The organism is Rhodococcus sp. AH-ZY2 (assembly GCF_030916465.1).
Classification (GTDB): domain Bacteria; phylum Actinomycetota; class Actinomycetes; order Mycobacteriales; family Mycobacteriaceae; genus Rhodococcus; species Rhodococcus ruber.
Genome location: NZ_CP126458.1, coordinates 2,696,016 through 2,714,830 on the forward strand (window position 1 = coordinate 2,696,016; position 18,815 = coordinate 2,714,830).

General features: G+C 71.4%; 14 protein-coding genes and 1 other RNA gene. 5 read left to right on the forward strand and 10 right to left on the reverse strand.

Annotated elements, in window-relative coordinates; genetic code table 11:
- The first annotated feature begins 106 nt into the window (after window positions 1–106).
- Entirely contained in the window at window positions 107–616 is a 510-nt protein-coding gene (locus tag QNA09_RS13370) for an Lrp/AsnC family transcriptional regulator (protein WP_010594318.1), read from the forward strand.
- Between the two features lie 146 nt (window positions 617–762).
- Here the strand turns inward: QNA09_RS13370 and QNA09_RS13375 are convergent, their stop codons facing one another.
- Both QNA09_RS13375 and QNA09_RS13380 read right to left on the reverse strand, forming a co-directional pair.
- A complete protein-coding gene (locus QNA09_RS13375) occupies window positions 763–1,836 on the reverse strand; it encodes a Glu/Leu/Phe/Val dehydrogenase dimerization domain-containing protein (RefSeq protein WP_010594317.1) in 1,074 nt (357 codons plus the stop codon).
- 117 nt (window positions 1,837–1,953) lie between these two features.
- Entirely contained in the window at window positions 1,954–5,415 is a 3,462-nt protein-coding gene (locus QNA09_RS13380; RefSeq protein ID WP_119699853.1) for an indolepyruvate ferredoxin oxidoreductase family protein, read from the reverse strand.
- Between the two features lie 579 nt (window positions 5,416–5,994).
- Between QNA09_RS13380 and QNA09_RS13385 the strand changes: the two genes are divergently transcribed.
- Window positions 5,995–6,315, forward strand: coding sequence for a PASTA domain-containing protein (locus QNA09_RS13385; RefSeq protein ID WP_010594315.1), 321 nt, complete (start codon window positions 5,995–5,997; stop codon window positions 6,313–6,315).
- Between the two features lie 19 nt (window positions 6,316–6,334).
- Here QNA09_RS13385 and thiM read toward each other — a convergent pair whose 3' ends face one another.
- The 4 genes from thiM to QNA09_RS13405 all read right to left on the reverse strand — a co-directional run bounded on the left by thiM (window position 6,335) and on the right by QNA09_RS13405 (window position 13,317).
- Window positions 6,335–7,177 carry a hydroxyethylthiazole kinase gene (thiM, locus tag QNA09_RS13390; protein ID WP_026137662.1) on the reverse strand — a complete coding sequence of 281 codons (843 nt, stop codon included), beginning with the start codon at window positions 7,175–7,177 and terminating at the stop codon, window positions 6,335–6,337.
- Between the two features lie 55 nt (window positions 7,178–7,232).
- Window positions 7,233–10,244 (reverse strand): bifunctional [glutamine synthetase] adenylyltransferase/[glutamine synthetase]-adenylyl-L-tyrosine phosphorylase, encoded by a 3,012-nt coding sequence (locus QNA09_RS13395; protein WP_040275228.1) that lies wholly within the window; start codon window positions 10,242–10,244, stop codon window positions 7,233–7,235.
- 118 nt (window positions 10,245–10,362) lie between these two features.
- Window positions 10,363–11,700 (reverse strand): glutamine synthetase family protein, encoded by a 1,338-nt coding sequence (locus tag QNA09_RS13400; protein ID WP_010594312.1) that lies wholly within the window; start codon window positions 11,698–11,700, stop codon window positions 10,363–10,365.
- Window positions 11,701–11,784: 84 nt separating this feature from the next.
- Window positions 11,785–13,317, reverse strand: coding sequence for an alpha/beta hydrolase (locus tag QNA09_RS13405; RefSeq protein ID WP_040275225.1), 1,533 nt, complete (start codon window positions 13,315–13,317; stop codon window positions 11,785–11,787).
- Between the two features lie 284 nt (window positions 13,318–13,601).
- Here QNA09_RS13405 and panB point away from each other — a divergent pair, with 284 nt between their 5' ends.
- From panB to pip, 3 genes are all read left to right on the forward strand, one after another.
- Window positions 13,602–14,450, forward strand: coding sequence for a 3-methyl-2-oxobutanoate hydroxymethyltransferase (panB, locus tag QNA09_RS13410; RefSeq protein WP_010594310.1), 849 nt, complete (start codon window positions 13,602–13,604; stop codon window positions 14,448–14,450).
- A gap of 91 nt (window positions 14,451–14,541) precedes the next feature.
- Window positions 14,542–14,976 carry a hypothetical protein gene (locus QNA09_RS13415; protein WP_017680353.1) on the forward strand — a complete coding sequence of 145 codons (435 nt, stop codon included), beginning with the start codon at window positions 14,542–14,544 and terminating at the stop codon, window positions 14,974–14,976.
- Window positions 14,976–15,935: a prolyl aminopeptidase gene (pip, locus tag QNA09_RS13420; protein WP_040275210.1), complete on the forward strand. Its 960-nt coding sequence runs from the start codon at window positions 14,976–14,978 to the stop codon at window positions 15,933–15,935. Before QNA09_RS13415 ends, pip begins: the two co-directional genes overlap by 1 nt.
- Window positions 15,936–15,938: 3 nt before the next feature.
- Here pip and QNA09_RS13425 read toward each other — a convergent pair whose 3' ends face one another.
- From QNA09_RS13425 to rnpB, 4 genes are all read right to left on the reverse strand, one after another.
- Window positions 15,939–16,550 (reverse strand): CHAP domain-containing protein, encoded by a 612-nt coding sequence (locus QNA09_RS13425; RefSeq protein WP_064066126.1) that lies wholly within the window; start codon window positions 16,548–16,550, stop codon window positions 15,939–15,941.
- On the reverse strand, window positions 16,534–17,943 hold the full coding sequence (locus tag QNA09_RS13430; RefSeq protein ID WP_040275205.1) for an RNB domain-containing ribonuclease: 1,410 nt from the start codon (window positions 17,941–17,943) through the stop codon (window positions 16,534–16,536). The genes QNA09_RS13425 and QNA09_RS13430 overlap by 17 nt, the downstream gene beginning before the upstream one ends.
- Before the next feature lie 16 nt (window positions 17,944–17,959).
- Window positions 17,960–18,139, reverse strand: coding sequence for a hypothetical protein (locus tag QNA09_RS13435; RefSeq protein ID WP_006947711.1), 180 nt, complete (start codon window positions 18,137–18,139; stop codon window positions 17,960–17,962).
- Window positions 18,140–18,351: 212 nt separating this feature from the next.
- Window positions 18,352–18,764: RNase P RNA component class A (gene rnpB, locus QNA09_RS13440), an RNA gene on the reverse strand.
- Window positions 18,765–18,815: the final 51 nt, after the last annotated feature.

Below are 18,815 nucleotides of genomic sequence, written 5' to 3' on the forward strand. Positions count from 1 at the left end.
TTCAGTGCAGCAATCATGGCACTGTCACTTTTCGTGTCAACATCTTCGGCAACAGCTACGCACGATGCTCAAATGTGACGCCCATCACAACTGAAAGGATGTCACCGTGCTCAGTTTCGATCGGCTCGACGCGGCTCTCCTCGCCGAGCTCACCCACAACCCGCGAGCCGGCATAGTCGATCTGGCAGCGAAGCTCGGCGTCGCCCGCAACACCGTCCAGTCGCGGATCCGGAAGCTCGAGGAGTCGGGCGCCGTGACGGGATATCGCCCGGTGGTCGATCTGCCGAAGCTCGGCCTGCCGCTGCAGGCGTTCATCGGCGCGGAACTCGTGCAGGCGCGGATGGGGCACGTCATCGCGGAGCTCGAACGATTCCCCGAAGTACTCGAGGTGCACGCGACGACGGGCCGGGAGGACTTGCTGATCCGGATGGCGGCACAGTCGCAGGAGGACCTGCTCCTGCAACTCGAACGCATCCACGCGATCGAGGGCGTCGCCCACACCACCACCACGCTGGCCCTGACGACGCCCGTGGCGTACCGGACGCAGCCCCTGCTCGAACATCTCACCCGCGACTCCGGGCACGGGCGCTCCGTGCCGACGAGCGACCGTCGCTGAGGGACGTCGCCGTTCGGCCCACCGGCGCTCGGGGACAACCGCTTCCGGGTCGCGCCCGCACCCGGTGCACGAGCGAGAGGGGAGGCACCGTGGTGCCTCCCCTGTTCGCCGTGCGACCGGCCGGGACGGTACGCCGCCCGCGTCCGTCAGGCCGCGTCGATGCGCTGCTCGGCGAGCCGGTTCGCCGCCGCGCCGGGCCCGATGCCCAGGGTTCGCGACATCGCGAAGATCTCGGCGGTGCGGTCGAAGATTGCGTCCACCCTGGACCGGACGACGCTCGGGTCGGAGCCGTCGACCTCACCGGCGACCTGGATCAGGCCGCCGGCGTTGGCGACATAGTCCGGCACCCAGGTGATGCCCCGGTCGCGGAGCAGATCCTCGACCTCGGGGCGGGCGAGCTGATTGTTCGCGGCACCGCACACCAGCCGCGCCCCGAGCGCGCTGCCGGTCGACGTGGTGAGCGTCCCACCGAGCGCACACGGTGCGTACACGTCCACCGGGGCGTCGACCACGCTGCTCGCGATGCGGACGGGGAAGTCGGCGGCCACCCGGGCCACGGCCCCGGGGTTCACGTCGGCGACCATCACGTCGGCCCCGTCGGCGACGAGCAGCCGCACCAGCTCGTAGCCCACCTTCCCGAGCCCCTCGACACCGACGGTGCGTCCGTCCAGAGATGCTGTGCCCCAGACATGTTCGGCGCCGGCCCGCATCGCACGGAACACTCCGAGCGCGGTGAGCGGCGAGCTGTCCCCGGATCCGCCGGCTGCGGTGGTGCGTCCGACCGCGTGCCGGGTGTGCCGGCCGACGACGTCCAGATCACCGGCGGCGGTGCCGACGTCGGCGGCCGTGACGTAGCGACCGCCGAGGGACTCGACGAACCGTCCGTACGCGGCGAGCAGCGCGTCGCTCTTGTCCGTGACCGGGTCACCGAGGATGACGGCCTTGCCGCCGCCGAGGTTCACCCCGGCGACCGCGGCCTTGTAGGTCATGCCCCACGACAGGCGCAGCACGTCCTCGAGCGCGGTGGCCTCGTCGGCGTAGGGGTAGAAACGGGTGCCGCCGAGGGCGGGGCCGAGCGCGGTGGAGTGGATCGCGACGATCGCGCGCAGGCCGGTGGCGGCGTCCTGACAGAAGACGACCTGTTCGTGCGGACGGTCGGACAGGCGACGGGAACGGTCGAAGACTCCGGCCGGCGCGTGGTCGAGAAGGGTGGCGGTCACGAGTGGATTCCTTTCGGACAGAGACGATTCGGTGACGTCAAAAGGCGGTGACGTCAGAAGACGGTGACGTCGGAAGGCGGTGACATCGGAAGACGGTGAAATCGGAAGGCGGTGGCATCAGAAGTCGGTGTCGATGCCCAGGCCGGCGAGGCGTGTGCGGTACTGCTCGACGGAGCGCAGCTTGACGTCCTCGTAGCCGCGGACCGCGTCCGCCAGCTCCGCGACCTGCACCGCACGGTCGTAGTTCTCGATGCCCAATTCGGCAGCGAGACGGTCGATCGTCGCGGTGTAGTGCGCGAGCAGGGCGCGTTCGACCCTGCGGACGTGGGCGTACCCGAACGGATCGAGCCGGGTGCCGCGCAGCCGGCGGCCCTTGGCCAGCACCCGCAGCGCCACGTGCGACTTCGGACCGAACCCGACCTTCTTCGTGCGACCGAGTGCGCGCAGCACGGGCGGGTGCAGCCGATAGGTCAGTTGCGCTCCGCCGGGCACCTGGGACTGCACCTCGTCGAGGAAGGCGGGGTCGACGAGCATCCGCGCGACCTCGTACTCGTCCTTGTAGGCGGTGAACTTGAACAGTCCGCGCGCGACGGCCGCGCTGAAGTCCGTGCGCGCGGTGACGCGGCGTTCGGCCTCCCACACCGCCTGCACCCGCTCGATGTACCGGGCGGCGAGACGGTCACCCTGGAAGTCGATCAGTGACGCGGCGCGCACCCGCACGAGTCGCAGCACCTCGCCGTCGAAGGTGGTGCCGGCCAGCAGGTGTTCCGGTACGACGGTGGCTCTCCGCTCGGGCCGCGCCGGTTCGGTCGCGGCCGCGAACGCGTCCGGGTCGGCGACCGCCACCCGCCCCCACCGGAACGCCGCGATGTTCGCCGCGACCGCCACGCCGTTGATCTCGATCGCTTCCTCGACGGCCGCGGCGGGGATCTGCAGTCCGCCGAGCTGGTGGGCGGCGCCGACGACGAGGAAGTTCGCGGCGGAGGTGTCACCGAAGAGCGCCTGCGCGGCGGCGAGGGCGTCGAACGAGACCAGCCGACGGGTCACCGCGCCCAGCCGCGCGAGCAGCTGCTGCTCGTCCGGGTGCCGGATCGACCTGTCGTACACCATGTCCCCGGTGGGGGTGCGGCTCGTCGAGGCGACCGCGACGGTCGAGTGCGGGTCGGCGTAGGCAAGGTTCTTCGCATCCGCCGCGGTCAGCAGGTCCAGCGCCAACAGGCACGACGCACCGCCGGTGGTCACCCGGTTCCCCGGTGCGAGGCCGTCGGCGGCGAACCGCAGGTGCGAGACCACCGGGCCCGCCTTCTGGCTCATGCCGATCTGGTCCAGGGACTCGACGTCGAAGCCCGCGCGCAGCGCGGCGGTCGCGAGCACCTGGTTGACGGTGACGATGCCGGTGCCGCCGATGCCGGCGAGGAAGACGTTGCGGGTGCCCTCCGGGGTGTCGACGTCGACGTCGGGCACGGCCGGCGGCGTCGGGACGCTGCGGCGCCGAGCCTTCCGGCCGGGCGACGCCTCGACCGTCACGAACGACGGGCAGTCCCCGTCGAGGCACGAGTAGTCGGTGTTGCAGGAGGTCTGGTCGATTCGGGTCTTCGACCCGAACTCGGTGTCGACCGGCTGCACCGACAGGCAGTTGCTCTTGACGCCGCAGTCGCCGCAGCCCTCGCACACCGCCTCGTTGATCACCACCCGGGTGGTGCGGGCGGGCAGGGTCCCGCGCTTGCGTTGCCGGCGCGCGTCGGCCGCGCAGTGCTGGTCGTAGATGAGCACGGTGACGCCGGGGACCTCGCGCAGCACGCGCTGTGCTTCGTCGAGCCGGTCGCGGTGCCAGACCTGCACGCCGCGGGCGAGGGAGCGCTTGCGGTGCCGCTTCGGGTCGTCGGAGCAGACGATGATCCTGCGCACGCCCTCGGTGGCGAGTTTGCGGGTGAGCGCAGGAACGGTCAGTGCGCCCTCGGCGTCCTGCGCGCCGGTCATGGCGACGACGTCGTTGTAGAGCAGCTTGAAGGTGATGTTCACCCCGGCCGCGACGCACGCCTGCACGGCGAGCTGACCGGAGTGGAAGTACGTTCCGTCGCCGAGATTCTGGAACATGTGGCCGATGTCGGTGAACGGTGCCTGCCCGATCCACTGCGCGCCCTCGCCACCCATCTGGGTCAGGCCGGTGACGGCGCTGTCGGCGCGGCCGGACATGGTGACGAGTGCGTGACAGCCGATGCCGCCGCCGCCGATCGAGCCGTCCGGCAGGGCCGTGGAGCGGTTGTGCGGGCAGCCGCTGCAGAAGTACGGGGCGCGCTTGGCAGACAGCACCTCCAGCGGCAACTGGGGCAACGGCGCAGGTCCGAGGTCGACGTGTCCGCGCAGCACCCGGCGCAGCGGACCGCGGATCCGTCCGGCGGTGAGCTCGCCGTCGACGGGCATCAGCGGCCGGCCGTCGGCGTCCTTCTTGCCGACGATGCGCGGCGGATGGTCGGTGCCGTAGAGGATCTCCCGGATCTGGGTTTCGACGAACGCGGTCTTGTCCTCGACGACGACGAGCTGGTCGAGACCGGAAGCGAATTCGCGTACCAGGTCGGGACCGATCGGGTACGGCATTCCGATGCGCAGCAGCCGGATGCCGGCGCGGTGCAGGTCGGCGTCGGTCACCCCGAGATCGAGCAGGGCCTGTCGCAGCGCGTCGAACGTGGTACCGGTGGCGGCGAGTCCGATCCGGGCGTGCGGGGGGTCGACCTCGACGACGTCCAGGCCGTTGGCCTTCCCGTACGCGTGCACCATCGCCCAGCGCGGCCCGTACAGGTCCGCCTCGGCGATCACGCTGTCGCCCGGGGCCGCCATCGGGCGCTGCCGGTACACGAACGGCCTTCCCTCCCATTCGATCTCGGGAACGGTGATGCGCAGGTCCGCAACCGAACCGTCGACGGACCACGCGCCGTCGGCGACGTCTGCGACGACCTTGAGAGCGACGAGGCAGCCGGACGCGCGCGACAGCGCGACTCCGTGCAGGCCCATCGTGACGATCTCGGCGGCGTTGCGCGGAAACAGGACCGGGATCCCGAGGGCGGCGAGGGACCGTTCGCTCACCGCGGGCACGGTCGACGACTTCGACGCCGGGTCGTCGCCGACCATCAGCAGGACACCGCCGTTCGGGTCCACGCCGTACATGTTCGCGTGCCGCAGCGCGTCGGTGGCCCGGTCCAGGCCGGGCCCCTTGCCGTACCAGACGCCGACCACGCCGTCGTGGGTGGGCGTGCCCGCCCCCAGCTGGCCCTGACTGCCCCATACGGAGGTTGCGGCGAGTTCCTCGTTGAATCCGGGCACGAAGGTGATGTCGTGCTCGGCGAGGACCTTCGGCATGCCGTGCAGCAGCTTGTCGAGCCCGCCGAGCGGGCTGCCGGGATACCCGGAGACGAATGTGGCCACGCGGCGGCCGTCGCGGATGTCGCGCACGTGCTGTTCGACGAGTTGGCGGGCGATCGCCTGGACACCGGTGAGGAGCACCGTGCCCGAGCCGGAGCGGTACCGGTCGTCCAGATCGTAGGGAGAACGCTCGATTTCGCGGACCACGGTTTCGGTCATCGCACTGTTCCTTTGCTGCGACAGGTGCTGCGCACGTCGCTCGAGTCACATCAACTGGTTCAGCAATGATCGACACAGCTGATTGAATCAGTCAACAGACAACTTTTCAGCGGATCATTCTGTTCAGTTGTGACGTGCGACACATCGGGCAGATGGTCACGGTGATCAGCCGTCGGCGCCTCGCCCGGCGCGCGCTCCCGCCGACCGATCCGGTACGGGCTCCGCCGTCCGGTTCCGACCGACGGACTGCGGGCCGCACGCAGCGGCCCGTTCCGGCAGGTCCGCCAGTTCTGCCGGATTTGTCAGAAGCCGGGAGTACCCTGAAGTGGCGCCGGCCGGTTCCGGGTCGGGGCGCCTTGGGGAACTGCTGATGAACGTCTGCGCACCCCGCCGTGCCGGGGCACCGTCGTCCACGGCCGGACCACGGTCCGCGCCGCGGGGGCGCTCGCCGCCCGGATCCACCGCCGGATCGCGCCGATAGACCACATCTGACGGACGCCGCCCCCGCCACCACCGGCGGCACGGATGTCCCCCACCGGATTCACTCCATCGCGACATCGTTCCCGAAAGGACGTTGTCATGCGCACCACCCTCCCGGCCGCGCTGTGCGCGGCCGCCGCCACCCTCCTTCTCGGTTCCGGCCTCGCCGCAGCGCAACCCGCGCCCGATGTCGTCGGCCTCAGCGAACAGCAGGCGATCGCCCTCCTGGACGCGGAAGGCATCCCCTACAGGATCACCAACCGCGCCGGGAATCTGTCCGGCGACTGCCGCGTCACCGAACAACGAGATCGCGGCTACCGCACCGAGGTCGACTACGTGTACGACCACGACGACGACGAGTTCGATCGCGTCGAACGACAGGTGTGGCTGGGCGTGGGTCTCGTCGTCGTCTGCCGCTGAGAGATCCGGAGTCGCCGAGCTACCTGCGCGGTTCGAAGATCTCGAGCTGCGCGCGGGCACGGAGCGTGTCGGCGTCCACGGTGTAGAGGGCGTCGAGATAGGCCACGGCGAACGTGCCGGGGCCCGCGGCGGCCGCCTCGGCGATCTCCGCGGCGACGGCGACGTGCACGTGGGCCGCGGCGAGCCCGATCAACGGCGTCGGTGCGACGGCGAGGTATGCGGCGACGAGACCGCCGAGGGCACAACCCGTGGCCGTCACCTGCTGCAGCATCGCACTGCCACCGCCGACCCGCACACCGATCACTGCCCCGCCGGCGTCCCGGCCGACGAGGTGATCGATTGCGCCCGAAGCCGATACGGCCTCGGCACGATCGAGCAGGGCCAGCGCCGCCGGGACCGCCGCCGCCGCGTCGGCGGAACTGTCGACGCCGCGGGTCCCGCCCCGCAGGCCCGCCAGGGCGATGATCTCGGAGGCGTTGCCGCGGATCGCCGTCGGCCGGTGCGCCAGCAGTTCGGCGGCGAGGTCGCTGCGCCACGGCAGACCCCCCACGCCCACCGGGTCGAGGACCCACGGGGTGCCGGCCTCGTGAGCGCTGCGGGCCGCGAGACGGAACGCCTCCGCGGTGGCATCGTCGGGGGTGCCGACGTTGATCAGGACGCCGTCGGCCGCCCGCGCGAATCCGCCGGCCTCGTGCACGTTGTCGATGTGCGCATTGCTCGCGCCCGCCGCCAGAAGCACGTTGGTCACGAAGTTCGCCGAGACCACGTTCGTCAGGGACTGCACCACCGGCGTCCGCGACCGCAGTTCCCCCAGCGCCCCGGCCACGGCGTCGACCGTCGGGACACGGCGCGAAGTCGTCACGAATCTCCCTTTCTCACATACGAATCGCGTGGGTGCGGCAGCTGGATCCGGGATCTCACGTCCCGAACACACGTTCCACGACTGCCCGCGCACGCCGGGTGACCCGCAGATAGTGGTCGAGAAACTCGGAGGCGTCACCCCCCGGCCAGCCGGCGACCTGCGCCACCGCCGAGAGCAGCTTCCCCGGACCGGGCAGCTGATCGGTCCGTTTGCCGCGCACCAGCACGAGCGCGTTGCGTGCGCGGGTGGCGGTGAGCCACGCGTCGCGCAGCAGTGCGACGTCCGCGCTGCTGAGCAGTTCGGCGGCACCGATCGCGTCGAGCGTCTCGAGCGTCGACGTGTTGTGCAGCGACTCGATGTTGTGAGCGTGCTGCAGCTGCAGCAGCTGCACGGTCCATTCGATGTCGGCCAGACCGCCGCGGCCCAGCTTGGTGTGCGTGGCGGGATCGGCGCCGCGCGGCAACCGTTCCGAGTCGACGCGAGCCTTCATCCGGCGGATCTCGCGCACCGCGTCGTCCGACACCCCGCCGGCCGGGTACCGGGTGGCGTCGATCATGTGCAGGAAGCGCAGCCCGAGGTCGGCGTCCCCGGCCACCGCGTCGGCCCGCAACAGTGCCTGCACCTCCCACGTCTGCGCCCACTGCGCGTAGTACGCCTGGTAGGACGCGAGGGTGCGCACCATCGGGCCGCTGCGCCCCTCGGGTCGCAGCCCGGTGTCGACCTCGAGCGGCGGATCCGTGCTCGGCGCACCGAGCAGGGCGCGCACCCGCTCGGCGACCTGGTTCGCCCACTTCACCGCGGCGGTCTCGTCGGCGCCGGCGGTCGGTTCGCACACGAACAGCACGTCGGCGTCGGATCCGTAGCCCAGCTCGCCACCGCCGAGGCGGCCCATGCCGATGACCGCGAGCCGTGCCGGAGCCGGCCCGTCCTCCAGCTCGGACGCCTTGATCACGGCGCTCAGGGCAGCCTCGAGCACGGCCGCCCACACGGCGGACAGCGCGCGGCACACCTGCGGTACGTCCAGCATTCCGAGAATGTCGGCGCTGGCGATACGGGCGAGTTCGGCCCGGCGCAACGACCGGGCCGCGTTGATGGCCTTGTCGGGGGTGCCGTAGCGGGCCGAGGAGGTGACGATGGCCTTGGCAACCTCCTCGGGCTGCGGTTCGAGGAGCCGGGGACCACCGGCGCCGTCCGCATAGAGCCGGACGACGTCCGGGGCCCGAACCAGCAGATTCGACACGTAGGCGGAGGAACCGAGCACGGTCATGAGCCGGTCCGCGACGGACGGCTCGTCGCGCAGCGTCCGCAGGAACCACACCCGGTCGACGAGCGCCTCCGACAGGCGGCGGTAGGCGAGCAGGCCGGCGTCGGGGTCGCTCGTCTCCCCCAGTGCCTCGAGCAGCTGGGGCAGCAGCAGCGCCTGGATGCGGGCCTTGCGCGAGGCGCCACCGGACAGCGCCGTCAGGTGGCCGAGGGCGTTCTCCGGTGCGCTGTAGCCGAGTGCGGCGAGCTGGCGGACCGCGGCGTCGGGCGACAGCCGCAGCGCCTCCTTGTCCACCCGGGCGACCGACTCGAGCAGCGGGCGGTAGAACAGCTTCGCGTGCAGTTTGCGTACCCGGGCCGCGTTGCGCTTGATCTCCGCCTCGAGCACGCCGAGCGCGTCGTGCCGGCCGTCGGGGCGCATGTGCGCGGCGCGAGCGAGCCAGCGCATCGCCTCCCGGTCCTCGGGGGGCGGCAGCGTGTGCGTGCGTTTGAGCCGTTGCAGCTGCAGCCGGTGCTCGAGCAACCGCAGGAACTCGTAGGAGGCCCGCAGGTTCGCGGCGTCGTCGCGCCCGACGTATCCCCCGTCGGCGAGGGCGGACAGCGCCTGCACCGTGTTCGGCACGCGGAGCGACTCGTCGGCGCGGCCGTGCACGAGCTGCAGCAGCTGGACCGCGAACTCGACGTCGCGCAGGCTGCCGCGGCCGAGCTTGAGTTCGCGCTCGCGCAGTTCGGCGGGCACGAGCTCCTCGACGCGCCGGCGCATCGCCTGCACCTCGGGCACGAACGCATCCCGCTCGGACGCCGTCCACACCATCGGACTGAGTGCCTCGACGTAGCGGCGACCGAGATCGAGGTCGCCGGTCATCGGCCGGGCCTTGAGCAGCGCCTGGAACTCCCAGGTCTTGGCCCAGCGCTGGTAGTACGCGACGTGCGAGTCCAGGGTGCGGACCAGTTCGCCGCGTTTGCCCTCGGGACGCAGCGCGGCGTCGACCTCGAAGAACGCCGAGGTGCCGATCCGCATCATCTCCCCGGCGATGCGGCTGGCGCGGGCATCGGACGGCTCGGCGACGAACACGACGTCGACGTCGCTGACATAGTTGAGCTCGCGGGCCCCGCACTTGCCCATCGCGATCACGGCCAGGTCGACGGGGCAGGGACCGTCCGTGACGACGTTGGCGACGGCCACCGCCAGGGCCGCCGTCAGGGCCGCATCGGCGAGATCCGCGAGCCGCTGGCCCACCTCGAGGTACGGCAGGACCGGTTCGTTCTCCACGACGGCGGCGAGATCGGCGGCCGCGAGCAGCGCCAACTGATCGCGGTAGCCGGTGCGCAGAGCCGCCACCGCGGCCGGACCGGTGATCTTCGCCCGGTAGATCAGACGGTTCTCGCCCGTCCCGGCCTCGGGCTCGGCGTCGACACAGCCGAGCATCCGCTCGGTGAGGGTTCGCCGGTCGGGCAGGTGCAGCGCCCCGGCGAGATCACGCCACCGCTCCGGGTGGGCGACGATGTGGTCGCCGAGGGCGGACGAGCCTCCGAACAGGCCGAACAGCCGCCCGCGCAGTCCCTTGTCGGTGCGCAGCGCGGCGACGAGTTCCGCCCAGCCATCCCCGAGCGCGTCGTGCAGGCGGGCCAGGGTCCGCAGCGCGAGGTCCGCGTCGGGTGCGCGCGAGAGCGCCCACAGCAGTTCGGTGCTCTCGGTGCCGGTCCAGCCGAGCTGCCGGAGCTCGTCCGGCGCGGTCGGAGCGAGCAGGCCGAGCCGCCCGGCGCTCGGTATCGCCGAGCGCGCCGCCGGCGGTCTCACCATGGTGGCGTCGTTCCGGCGCGGGACACTGCCGCCCGAGTGGGCACGGACCTCACCTCTTCGTCGTCGTCAACCGGCCGGTCCGCGGCGACTCCCCCGGGCGGCCGCGGCCGGCAAGGGGTTACAAGCCCAGATACTGATCCAGTTCGTACGGGGTGACCTGGCTGCGGTAGTTCTCCCACTCCGTCCACTTGTTGCGGAGGAAGAAGTTGAACACATGCTCCCCGAGTGCCTCGGCCACCAGTTCCGACTTCTCCATCTCCCGCAGGGCGATGTCGAGGTCGGTGGGCAGCTCGCGGTACCCCATCGCACGCCGTTCCGCGGAGGTCAGCGCCCACACGTCGTCCTCGGCCTCGGGCCCGAGCTCGTAGCCCTTCTCGATGCCGCGCAGGCCGGCGGCGAGCAGCACCGCGAACGTCAGGTACGGGTTGCAGGCCGAGTCGGGTGTGCGGATCTCGACCCGGCGCGACGACGCCTTGCTCGGCGTGTACATCGGCACCCGCACCAGGGCGGAACGGTTGGACGGGCCCCAGCACGCTGCGGTGGGCGCCTCGCCGCCGTGCACGATGCGCTTGTACGAGTTGACCCACTGGTTGGTCACGGCACTGATCTCGTTGGCGTGCTCGAGCACCCCGGCGATGAACGCCTTGCCGGTCGCCGAGAGCTGCAACGGATCGTCCGGATCGTGGAACGCGTTGTTCTCGCCCTCGAACAGGCTCATGTGGGTGTGCATGGCCGAGCCCGCGTGCTCGCGGAACGGCTTGGGCATGAACGTCGCGCGCACGCCCTCCGACATCGCGATCTCCTTGACCACGTAGCGGAAGGTCATCACGTTGTCGGCCATGGACAGCGCGTCGGCGTACCGCAGGTCGATCTCCTGCTGACCGGGTGCGGTCTCGTGGTGGCTGAACTCGACGGAGATGCCCATCGACTCGAGCGCGTCGATGGCGTGCCGGCGGAAGTTCGGGGCCGAGCGGTGCACCGACTGGTCGAAGTAGCCGCCGTCGTCGGCGGGCACCGGCAGCGCCCCCGGTTCACCGTTCTCGATGAGGAAGAACTCGATCTCGGGATGCACGTAGCAGCTGAATCCCAGGTCGGACGCCTTGTTGAGCTGGCGACGCAGCACGTGTCGCGGGTCGGCCCAGCTGGGGGTGCCGTCGGGCATGGTGATGTCGCAGAACATGCGGGCCGAGTACTGCTGACCCTTGCCGTCGGCCCACGGCAGCACCTGGAAGGTCGAGGCGTCCGGGCGGGCGACCATGTCGGCCTCGGAGATGCGGGAGAAACCCTCGATGGCCGAGCCGTCGAACCCGATGCCCTCCTCGAAGGCTCCTTCGAGTTCGGCCGGGGCGATCGCCACCGACTTGAGGGTTCCGACGACGTCGGTGAACCACAAGCGCACGAACCGAATGTCGCGCTCTTCGAGGGTGCGGAGCACGAACTCCTTCTGGCGATCCATACGGCCGAGACTAGGCACAGTGCGTTAAATCCGTGTTACATCCGCGGGTTGTGGTTCCGGCGTGTCGCTCACATCGTCGGGTGGTCAGCACCGCAGGTCCGCGGCGGGCGCCTGCCCGGTCACGAAATAGCCGGTCACCGGGCCGTCGACGCAGTCCTCGCCGTCCAGGACGACGGTGTGCTGGGTACCCGTGAAGGTGACGAGCGTGCCACCGAGTTGCCGGGCCAGGTCCACCCCCGCCTGGTACGGCGTCGCGGGGTCCCCGGTGGTGGAGACGACGAGCACGGTCGGCAGGCCCGGCACGTCCGGGGTGTGCGGCGCACCGGTGGGCGGCACCGGCCAGAAGGCACACAGATCCCGCGGCGCGGCGCCGCTCGCCCGCCCGTCGTCGAGGAACGGCGCCGCCTGCCGGTACAGCCGGTCGGCCTCGGCCGCGACGGCCGGGTCCGTCACCGGCGGATCGTCCACGCACCGGATTGCATTGAACGCGTCGGTGGCGTTGGTGTAGGTGCCGTCGTCGCCGCGTCCCTCGTACAGGTCCGCGAGCAGCAACAGCGTGTCGCCCCGGCCGTCGGTCAGCGCCGCGAGGCCCGCCCGCAGCGAACCCCACAGCCGCGGCGAGTACAGGCCCTGCTGCACCCCGGTGACCGCGTCCCGGTGGCTCAGGCCCCGCGGATCCGTGGTGTCCGCGGGCGCCGCGATCAACGGATCCACGAGAGCGCGGAACTTCTCCACCGCCGCAGCCGGGTCGGTGCCGAGCGCACAGTCGTCGTAGCGGGCGCAGTCCGCCGCGAACGCGTCGAATGCGGTCTGGAAGCCGGCCGCCTGCAGCAGGACCTCGTCGAGGGGATCCTGCTCGGGATCGAGCGCACCGTCGAGCACCATCGTCCGCACCCGGTCGGGGAAGGTTTCCGCATAGAGCGTGCCGATCCGGGTGCCGTACGAGAAGCCGAGGTAATTGAGTCTCTCGTCGCCGAGGACGGAACGGAGCACGTCCATGTCGCGCACCACTTCGCGGGTGCCCACGTGGGCGAGCAGGTCGGTGCCGGTGCGTTGCGCGCAGGCCTCGGCGTAGTCGCGGTGCCGCTGCTCCGTGCGCGCGATGCCCTCGGGACTCATGTCGCCGTCGTCGAACGCGCGGTCGGCGTCCGCCTCGGCGTCGGTGCGGCAGCGCACCGCGGGCTCGGAGGCGCCGATGCCGCGGGGATCGAAGCCGATCACGTCGAAACGGTCGGTCAGCTCGGTGCCGTCGGCGACGGTGGCCAGCCCGAGCCCGGACGCACCCGGCCCGCCGGGGTTGACGAGCAGCGAGCCGATCCGCTGCCCCGACGCGGGCGAACGCGAGATCGCCACGGTGATCGTCTCCCCGCCCGGGTCGTCGTAGTCCAGCGGCACCGTGATCCGCGCACACTGCACGCCGCGCGGCAGCGAGCCGGCGTCGGCGCCGTAGTCCCGGCAGGACTCCCACTGCACCTGCTGTCCGTAGAACTGCTCGAGGCCGGCCGGGGCGCCGAGCGGCGCCGTCCGCGGCGGCGCGGTCTCGGTCGTGGTGCTGCATCCGGCGGCGAGCAGCGCCACGGCGGTCACCGCGACGGCGCGGAGTGGAAGGGACGACACCCAGCGATGGTGCCACGGGAGCAACCGCGGCCGGGTCGGTGGTTCGGGACCGGTCCTGCGGCCGGGTCGGCGGTTCGGGACCGGTCCTGCGGCCGGGTCGGCGGTTCGGGACCGGTCCTGCGGCCGGGTCGGCGGTTCGGGACCGGTCCTGCGGCCGCGACCGGCGGATGTGACCAATCGCACCACCGGTGCCGCTACTGCCCGGATGACGCCGGTGGCAGACTGAGACCGTCATCACCCAACCCGGGGACCCGCACGGGCCTCGAGGCAGAAAGGGACCTCTGATGTCCGAATCCACGACTGCCCTCTACGGCGGCTCGACTCCGTCCGACGCTCCTCGCCGCAAGACGCGGGTCCATCACCTGCAGGCCATGAAGGCCGAGGGCCGGCGCTGGGCCGAGCTGACGGCGTACGACTACTCGAGCGCCCGCATCTTCGAGGAGGCCGGCATCCCGGTGCTGCTCGTGGGCGACTCCGCCGCGAACGTCGTCTACGGCTACGACACGACCGTGCCGGTCACGGTCGACGAGATGCTCCCCCTCGTACGCGGCGTGGTGCGCGGCGCCCCGCACGCACTGGTGATCGCCGACCTGCCGTTCGGCACCTACGAGGCATCGCCGGAGCAGGCCCTCGCCACCGCCATCCGCTTCATGAAGGAAGGCGGCGCCCACGCCGTCAAGCTCGAGGGCGGCGAGCGGGTCGCCGCGCAGATCGCCGCGATCACCGCCGCCGGCATCCCCGTCCAGGCGCACGTCGGTTTCACCCCGCAGTCGGTCAACAGCCTCGGCGGTTTCCGGGTGCAGGGCCGCGGCGACGGCGCCGAACAGCTCGTCGCCGACGCCATCGCCGTGCAGGAGGCCGGGGCCTTCTCCGTGGTCATGGAGATGGTGCCCGCCGACATCGCCGGTCAGGTCACCCGCAAGCTGACCATCCCCACGGTCGGGATCGGTGCCGGAAACGAGTGCGACGCCCAGGTCCTCGTGTGGCAGGACATGGCCGGATACACCAGCGGCAGGACCGCGAAGTTCGTCAAGAAGTTCGGCAGCGTGGGCGACGAACTGCGCCGCGCGGCCGCCGAATATGCTGCAGAGGTGGCGGCCGGGACGTTCCCCGGTCCCGAGCATTCCTTCTGATCCGGCAGGGCGAGGGAACCTGCGGCCGGTCCGGCCGCAGGTTCCCTCGCCCGTAGGCCCGGGCCGTACCGACCCACGAGGTGCACCGCAGATGATTCGTCCCCGTCGCACACTGCTCGCCGTTGCCGTCGCCGGTGCGACGATCGCCGGCCTGGCCGGGTGCGCGTCCGGCGGCCAGCCCGCCCCCAGCGGCTCGAGTTCCGTGTCGGCGCAGCCGACGACGGACGCGACATCGGAGCCGAGCACGCTTCCGGGTGGAGTCACGGAGCCCCAGGCCGCCGAGCTGTGCTCGCAGATGGAGGCCCAGCTGCAGAGCTGGCGCACCTACACCCCGTCCATGAGCAAGCCCGGTCTGAACCTGCTGGTCGGCGAGTGGGCCGCCCGCAACGGCATCGACATGCTGGCGCTCGCCCGGGACCGTGACCGGGTCGACGCGATCGCCTCCGCCCAGTGCCCCGAGGTGCGCGGCGAGGCACTCGAGGCGCTGCAGATCCCGACCCTCGCGTCCGCCCTGGTCGGCTTCTGATGCCGTTGCGGCAGCCGTACCCGCCGATCGAGCCGCACGAGCAGGGCATGCTCGATGTCGGTGACGGCCAGCGCGTCTATTGGGAGGTCAGCGGCAATCCGGCCGGCAAGCCGGTGGTGTTCCTGCACGGCGGCCCCGGCGGCGGCACCGTCCCCGCACACCGCCGGTTCTTCGATCCGGAGGCGTACCGGATCGTGCTGTTCGATCAGCGCGGCTGCGGCCGGTCGGTCCCGCACGTCGCCGACGGCGCCGATCTGTCCGCCAACACCACCGAGTACCTGCTCACCGACATCGAAGCCTTGCGGCGGCGGCTGGGGATCGGCCGTTGGCAGGTGTTCGGTGGCTCGTGGGGGTCGACACTGGCGCTGGCGTATGCGCAACGGCATCCGCACCGGGTCACCGAGCTGGTGCTGCGCGGCATCTTCCTGCTGCGCAGCAGCGAGATCGACTGGTACTACAACGGTGGTGCCGGACAGCTCTTCCCCGAACTGTGGGAGCGCTTCCTGGAACCGCTGACCGGCGCGCCGGAGGGCGAGCATCCGGTCGACACGTACCACCGGCTGCTGCATTCGCCCGACCCCGACGTCGCGCTGCGGGCCGCCGTGGCGTGGTCGACGTGGGAGGGTGCGACCAGCGCCCTGCTGCCCGCACCGGAACGGGTGGCGGAGACGTCGGACCCGCGTTTCGCGCTGGCGTTCGCCCGCATCGAGAACCACTACTTCCGCCACCGCGGTTTCCTCGAGGAAGGGCAGCTGCTGCGCGACGCCGGGCGGCTGCACGCCGTTCCCGGGGTGATCGTGCAGGGCCGCTACGACGTGGTCTGCCCCGCGACGAGCGCGTGGGAACTGCACAAGGCATGGCCCGGCTCGGACTTCGTCGTCGTCGACGACGCCGGGCACGCCGCGAACGAACCCGGCATCACCCATCACCTGCTCGAGGCGACCGACCGCTTTCGCTGAACCTCATTCGAGGCGGCCGAACCCGACCACCGCCGAGTCGGACGTGACGTCGACGGTGTGCACGCGGATACGGCCGAGTTCGTTGCCGCCGACGGTCGTCGCGGTGTCGCCGTCGACCGCGACGACGATGTTGGTGTGCTGGCCGACCCACAGCTCGTTCTCGTACAGCACCACATCACCCACCACCGGCCGGTAGCCGCCGCCGGCCGGTTCGAATCGGCCGGCCGAGTCGTAGTACTCCTGCAGGGTGTACACGCCGGGGATCCGCCAGTGCCCGGAATGCGGATTGGCCAGCGGGCGGCCCGCTTCCCGCATGATCCAGCTGACGAAGTTCGCGCACCACGGCTCCTCGGCGCCCTCGGAATAGAAGGTCCCGGGTCGCTGCGTGCGGTGTTCGTCCCCGAGCAACTCCACGATCCGCGCCTGCGGCTGCGTCAGCGACGAGGTGTCCACGTCCGGGAAATCGGCGGTGTCCCAGGGCAGGTATCGGCTCGGTACCGCGCCGAGCACCAGCACCGCGGCGAGGACCACGAGCGCCACCGCGGCGACGATGCCGGCGAACAGGCCCCGCGGCCGCCGCTCGCGGCCGGCAGCGCCGTCACGCCGGGTACGCAAACCGCACCTTCCGCGTCTGCGGGTCGGCGTGTGTGAGCCGGATCCGGATTCGGCTGCCTTCCTTCGGTTCCCCGGTGCACGGGGCGATCACGGTGGCGTCGGGCACGAACACCTCGGCGTCCCGGCGGCCGTTCGTCGCGCGCAGGACCGTCGCATCGAACGTCTCCCCCACGTGCGGGACGAGGACCGTCGCCTCGGTGAGTTCGATGCACGCGCGGGTCACCTTCCCGGCGAGCGCATCGGAACCGGTCATGGTCTCGCGAAGCTCCGGGAGCGCCGCGCGCACGGATGCCGGCACGTCGGTGCCGGCACAGACCGCCAGGCACACCTCCGTCGCGAACCGGTCGGCCAACCGCCGCAGCGGCGCCGTGACGTGTGCGTACGGCGCTCCGATCGCCCCGTGCCCCGGCTGCTCCGGCACCTCGCCGTCGAACGCGACGTACGACGCGCCGCGCAGCAGCGCGGGGGCCTCGCTCATCAGCACCAGCGTGCCGGGCACGGTCATGTCGAGGCCGGCCAGGAAACTACCCACCGGCACATCGGCCGGCCAGGGCACGCCCAGGGCGGAGGCGGTGCGCCGCAGTTGCGTCACGGCTTCGGGAGCGGCCGCCGGCAGGGTTCGCAGCAACCCGATCCGCGCGTCGAGCATCATCTGCGCCGCGCACATTCCGGTCAGCAGCGAGACATGGGAGTTCCAGTCGTCGACCTCCGTGCGCGGCTGGGTGGTCAACCGCCAGCCGTTCCCGTCGGCGATCACGTCCTGTTCGGGCAGCCGCAGTTCGATCGCGCCCCGGGCCCGGGCCGCCGCTTCGCGGAGCCGGCCGAACTCGGGCAGCGCCGCGATCGACGGGTGCACGACACCGGCGTCGACACCGGCCTGCACCCCGGCGTAGTCGAACCGTGCGACGGATCGGACCAGTGCGCGCCGCACCGTCACGTCCACAGGCTCGGCGGCCTCGTCGAGAACGATGCGCCACAGCGCCGCCGGGCGCACGCGGCCGGGCAGCAGACTGGCCGCGTCCTCGGACAACGACCGCGGATGCAGCGGGACCGACCCGTCGGGCAGGTAGTAGGTCTGACCGCGGCGCCTGCTCTCGCGGTCGAGCGCGCCGCCGGGGGCGACGAAGGCCGCGACGTCGGCGATCGCGTAGTGCAGGACGAATCCGTCGACGGTCCGCTCGAGGTGCAGGGCCTGGTCGAGATCCATCGATCCCGGTGGGTCGATGGTCACCAGGGGCAGATCCGTGCGGTCCACCCGCGCGGCGGACCAGCGGTCGGCTGCGGCGTCGGCCTCGGCGACGGCGGGCAGGGGGTAGTCGTCGTCGAGCGCGAATTCGGCGCGGACGGCACCGAAGTCGATCGCGGGCGCGACGACGATGCGGGTGTGCGTCACCGTGCCGGGGAACCGCTCAGCGGTTCCATTCCTCGTCGGCCTCGTCCGCTGCCTTGTTGCGCTCGGCCGCGATCTCGAGTGCCCGTTCGGCGGTGGCGCGGTCCGGGTACGGCCCCATGCGGTTCAGCGCGCTCGGGTCCTTCCCCTGGCTGACCTTTCCGGTGTGTACGTCGTAGTACCAGCCCTCGTCGCTCATGACTCCCAGTCTGCCCCACGCGGCGCCGAGTGTCGGGGTAACCCGCGTGCGACGGCGCGGCTGGTACGGTCGGCCCCTGGTCCCCGCTCGACGACGCGAAAGGAATCGCATGTCGTACCTGCTCTACGACTTCCTGCTCCCCTACCTGGGACACGAGGCCGCCTCCTACTGGGCGCACCTGCTGGTCGTCGCCCCGATCTGAGCCGGGTGGGCGGACGAGCCGGCCTGTAAGCCGGATCCTGTACCCCGCCGAGGCGGGGTGGCGACCATCCATCTGGGCACACCGTCGCCGGGTACCTCGAGCGGTTCACCCGCAGGCTCGGGCGAGCAGCCCTCGGACACCTGCGCAGCCGCACCGACGGGTCGGTGCGGCCTTCAACCTTGCTCCGGGCGGGGTTTACCGAGCCACCCCGGTCACCCGGGGTGCTGGTGCGCTCTTACCGCACCGTTTCACCCTTACCCACCCCGAAGGGTGGGCGGTCTGATTTCTGTGGCACTGTCCCGCGAGTCACCTCGGGTTGCCGTTAGCAACCGCCCTGCTCTGTGGAGTCCGGACTTTCCTCGATCCAGGGCCTGGCACCGCCACGGTGCCGGTTCCCTGTGCCGCGGTCGCCCGGCCAACTCGTCCGCGTCGATCAGCGTACTGCCTCACGTGTCGCAAATGCGAACTACGGTA

Coding starts and splice junctions, on each gene's coding strand:
- QNA09_RS13380 (WP_119699853.1), bottom strand. CDS start 5,415: ATGACCGAAACCGTGGTCCGCGAAATCGAGCGTTCTCCCTACGATCTG.
- QNA09_RS13385 (WP_010594315.1), top strand. CDS start 5,995: ATGCGCACCACCCTCCCGGCCGCGCTGTGCGCGGCCGCCGCCACCCTC.
- QNA09_RS13395 (WP_040275228.1), bottom strand. CDS start 10,244: ATGGTGAGACCGCCGGCGGCGCGCTCGGCGATACCGAGCGCCGGGCGG.
- QNA09_RS13400 (WP_010594312.1), bottom strand. CDS start 11,700: ATGGATCGCCAGAAGGAGTTCGTGCTCCGCACCCTCGAAGAGCGCGAC.
- panB (WP_010594310.1), top strand. CDS start 13,602: ATGTCCGAATCCACGACTGCCCTCTACGGCGGCTCGACTCCGTCCGAC.
- QNA09_RS13415 (WP_017680353.1), top strand. CDS start 14,542: ATGATTCGTCCCCGTCGCACACTGCTCGCCGTTGCCGTCGCCGGTGCG.
- pip (WP_040275210.1), top strand. CDS start 14,976: ATGCCGTTGCGGCAGCCGTACCCGCCGATCGAGCCGCACGAGCAGGGC.
- QNA09_RS13435 (WP_006947711.1), bottom strand. CDS start 18,139: ATGAGCGACGAGGGCTGGTACTACGACGTACACACCGGAAAGGTCAGC.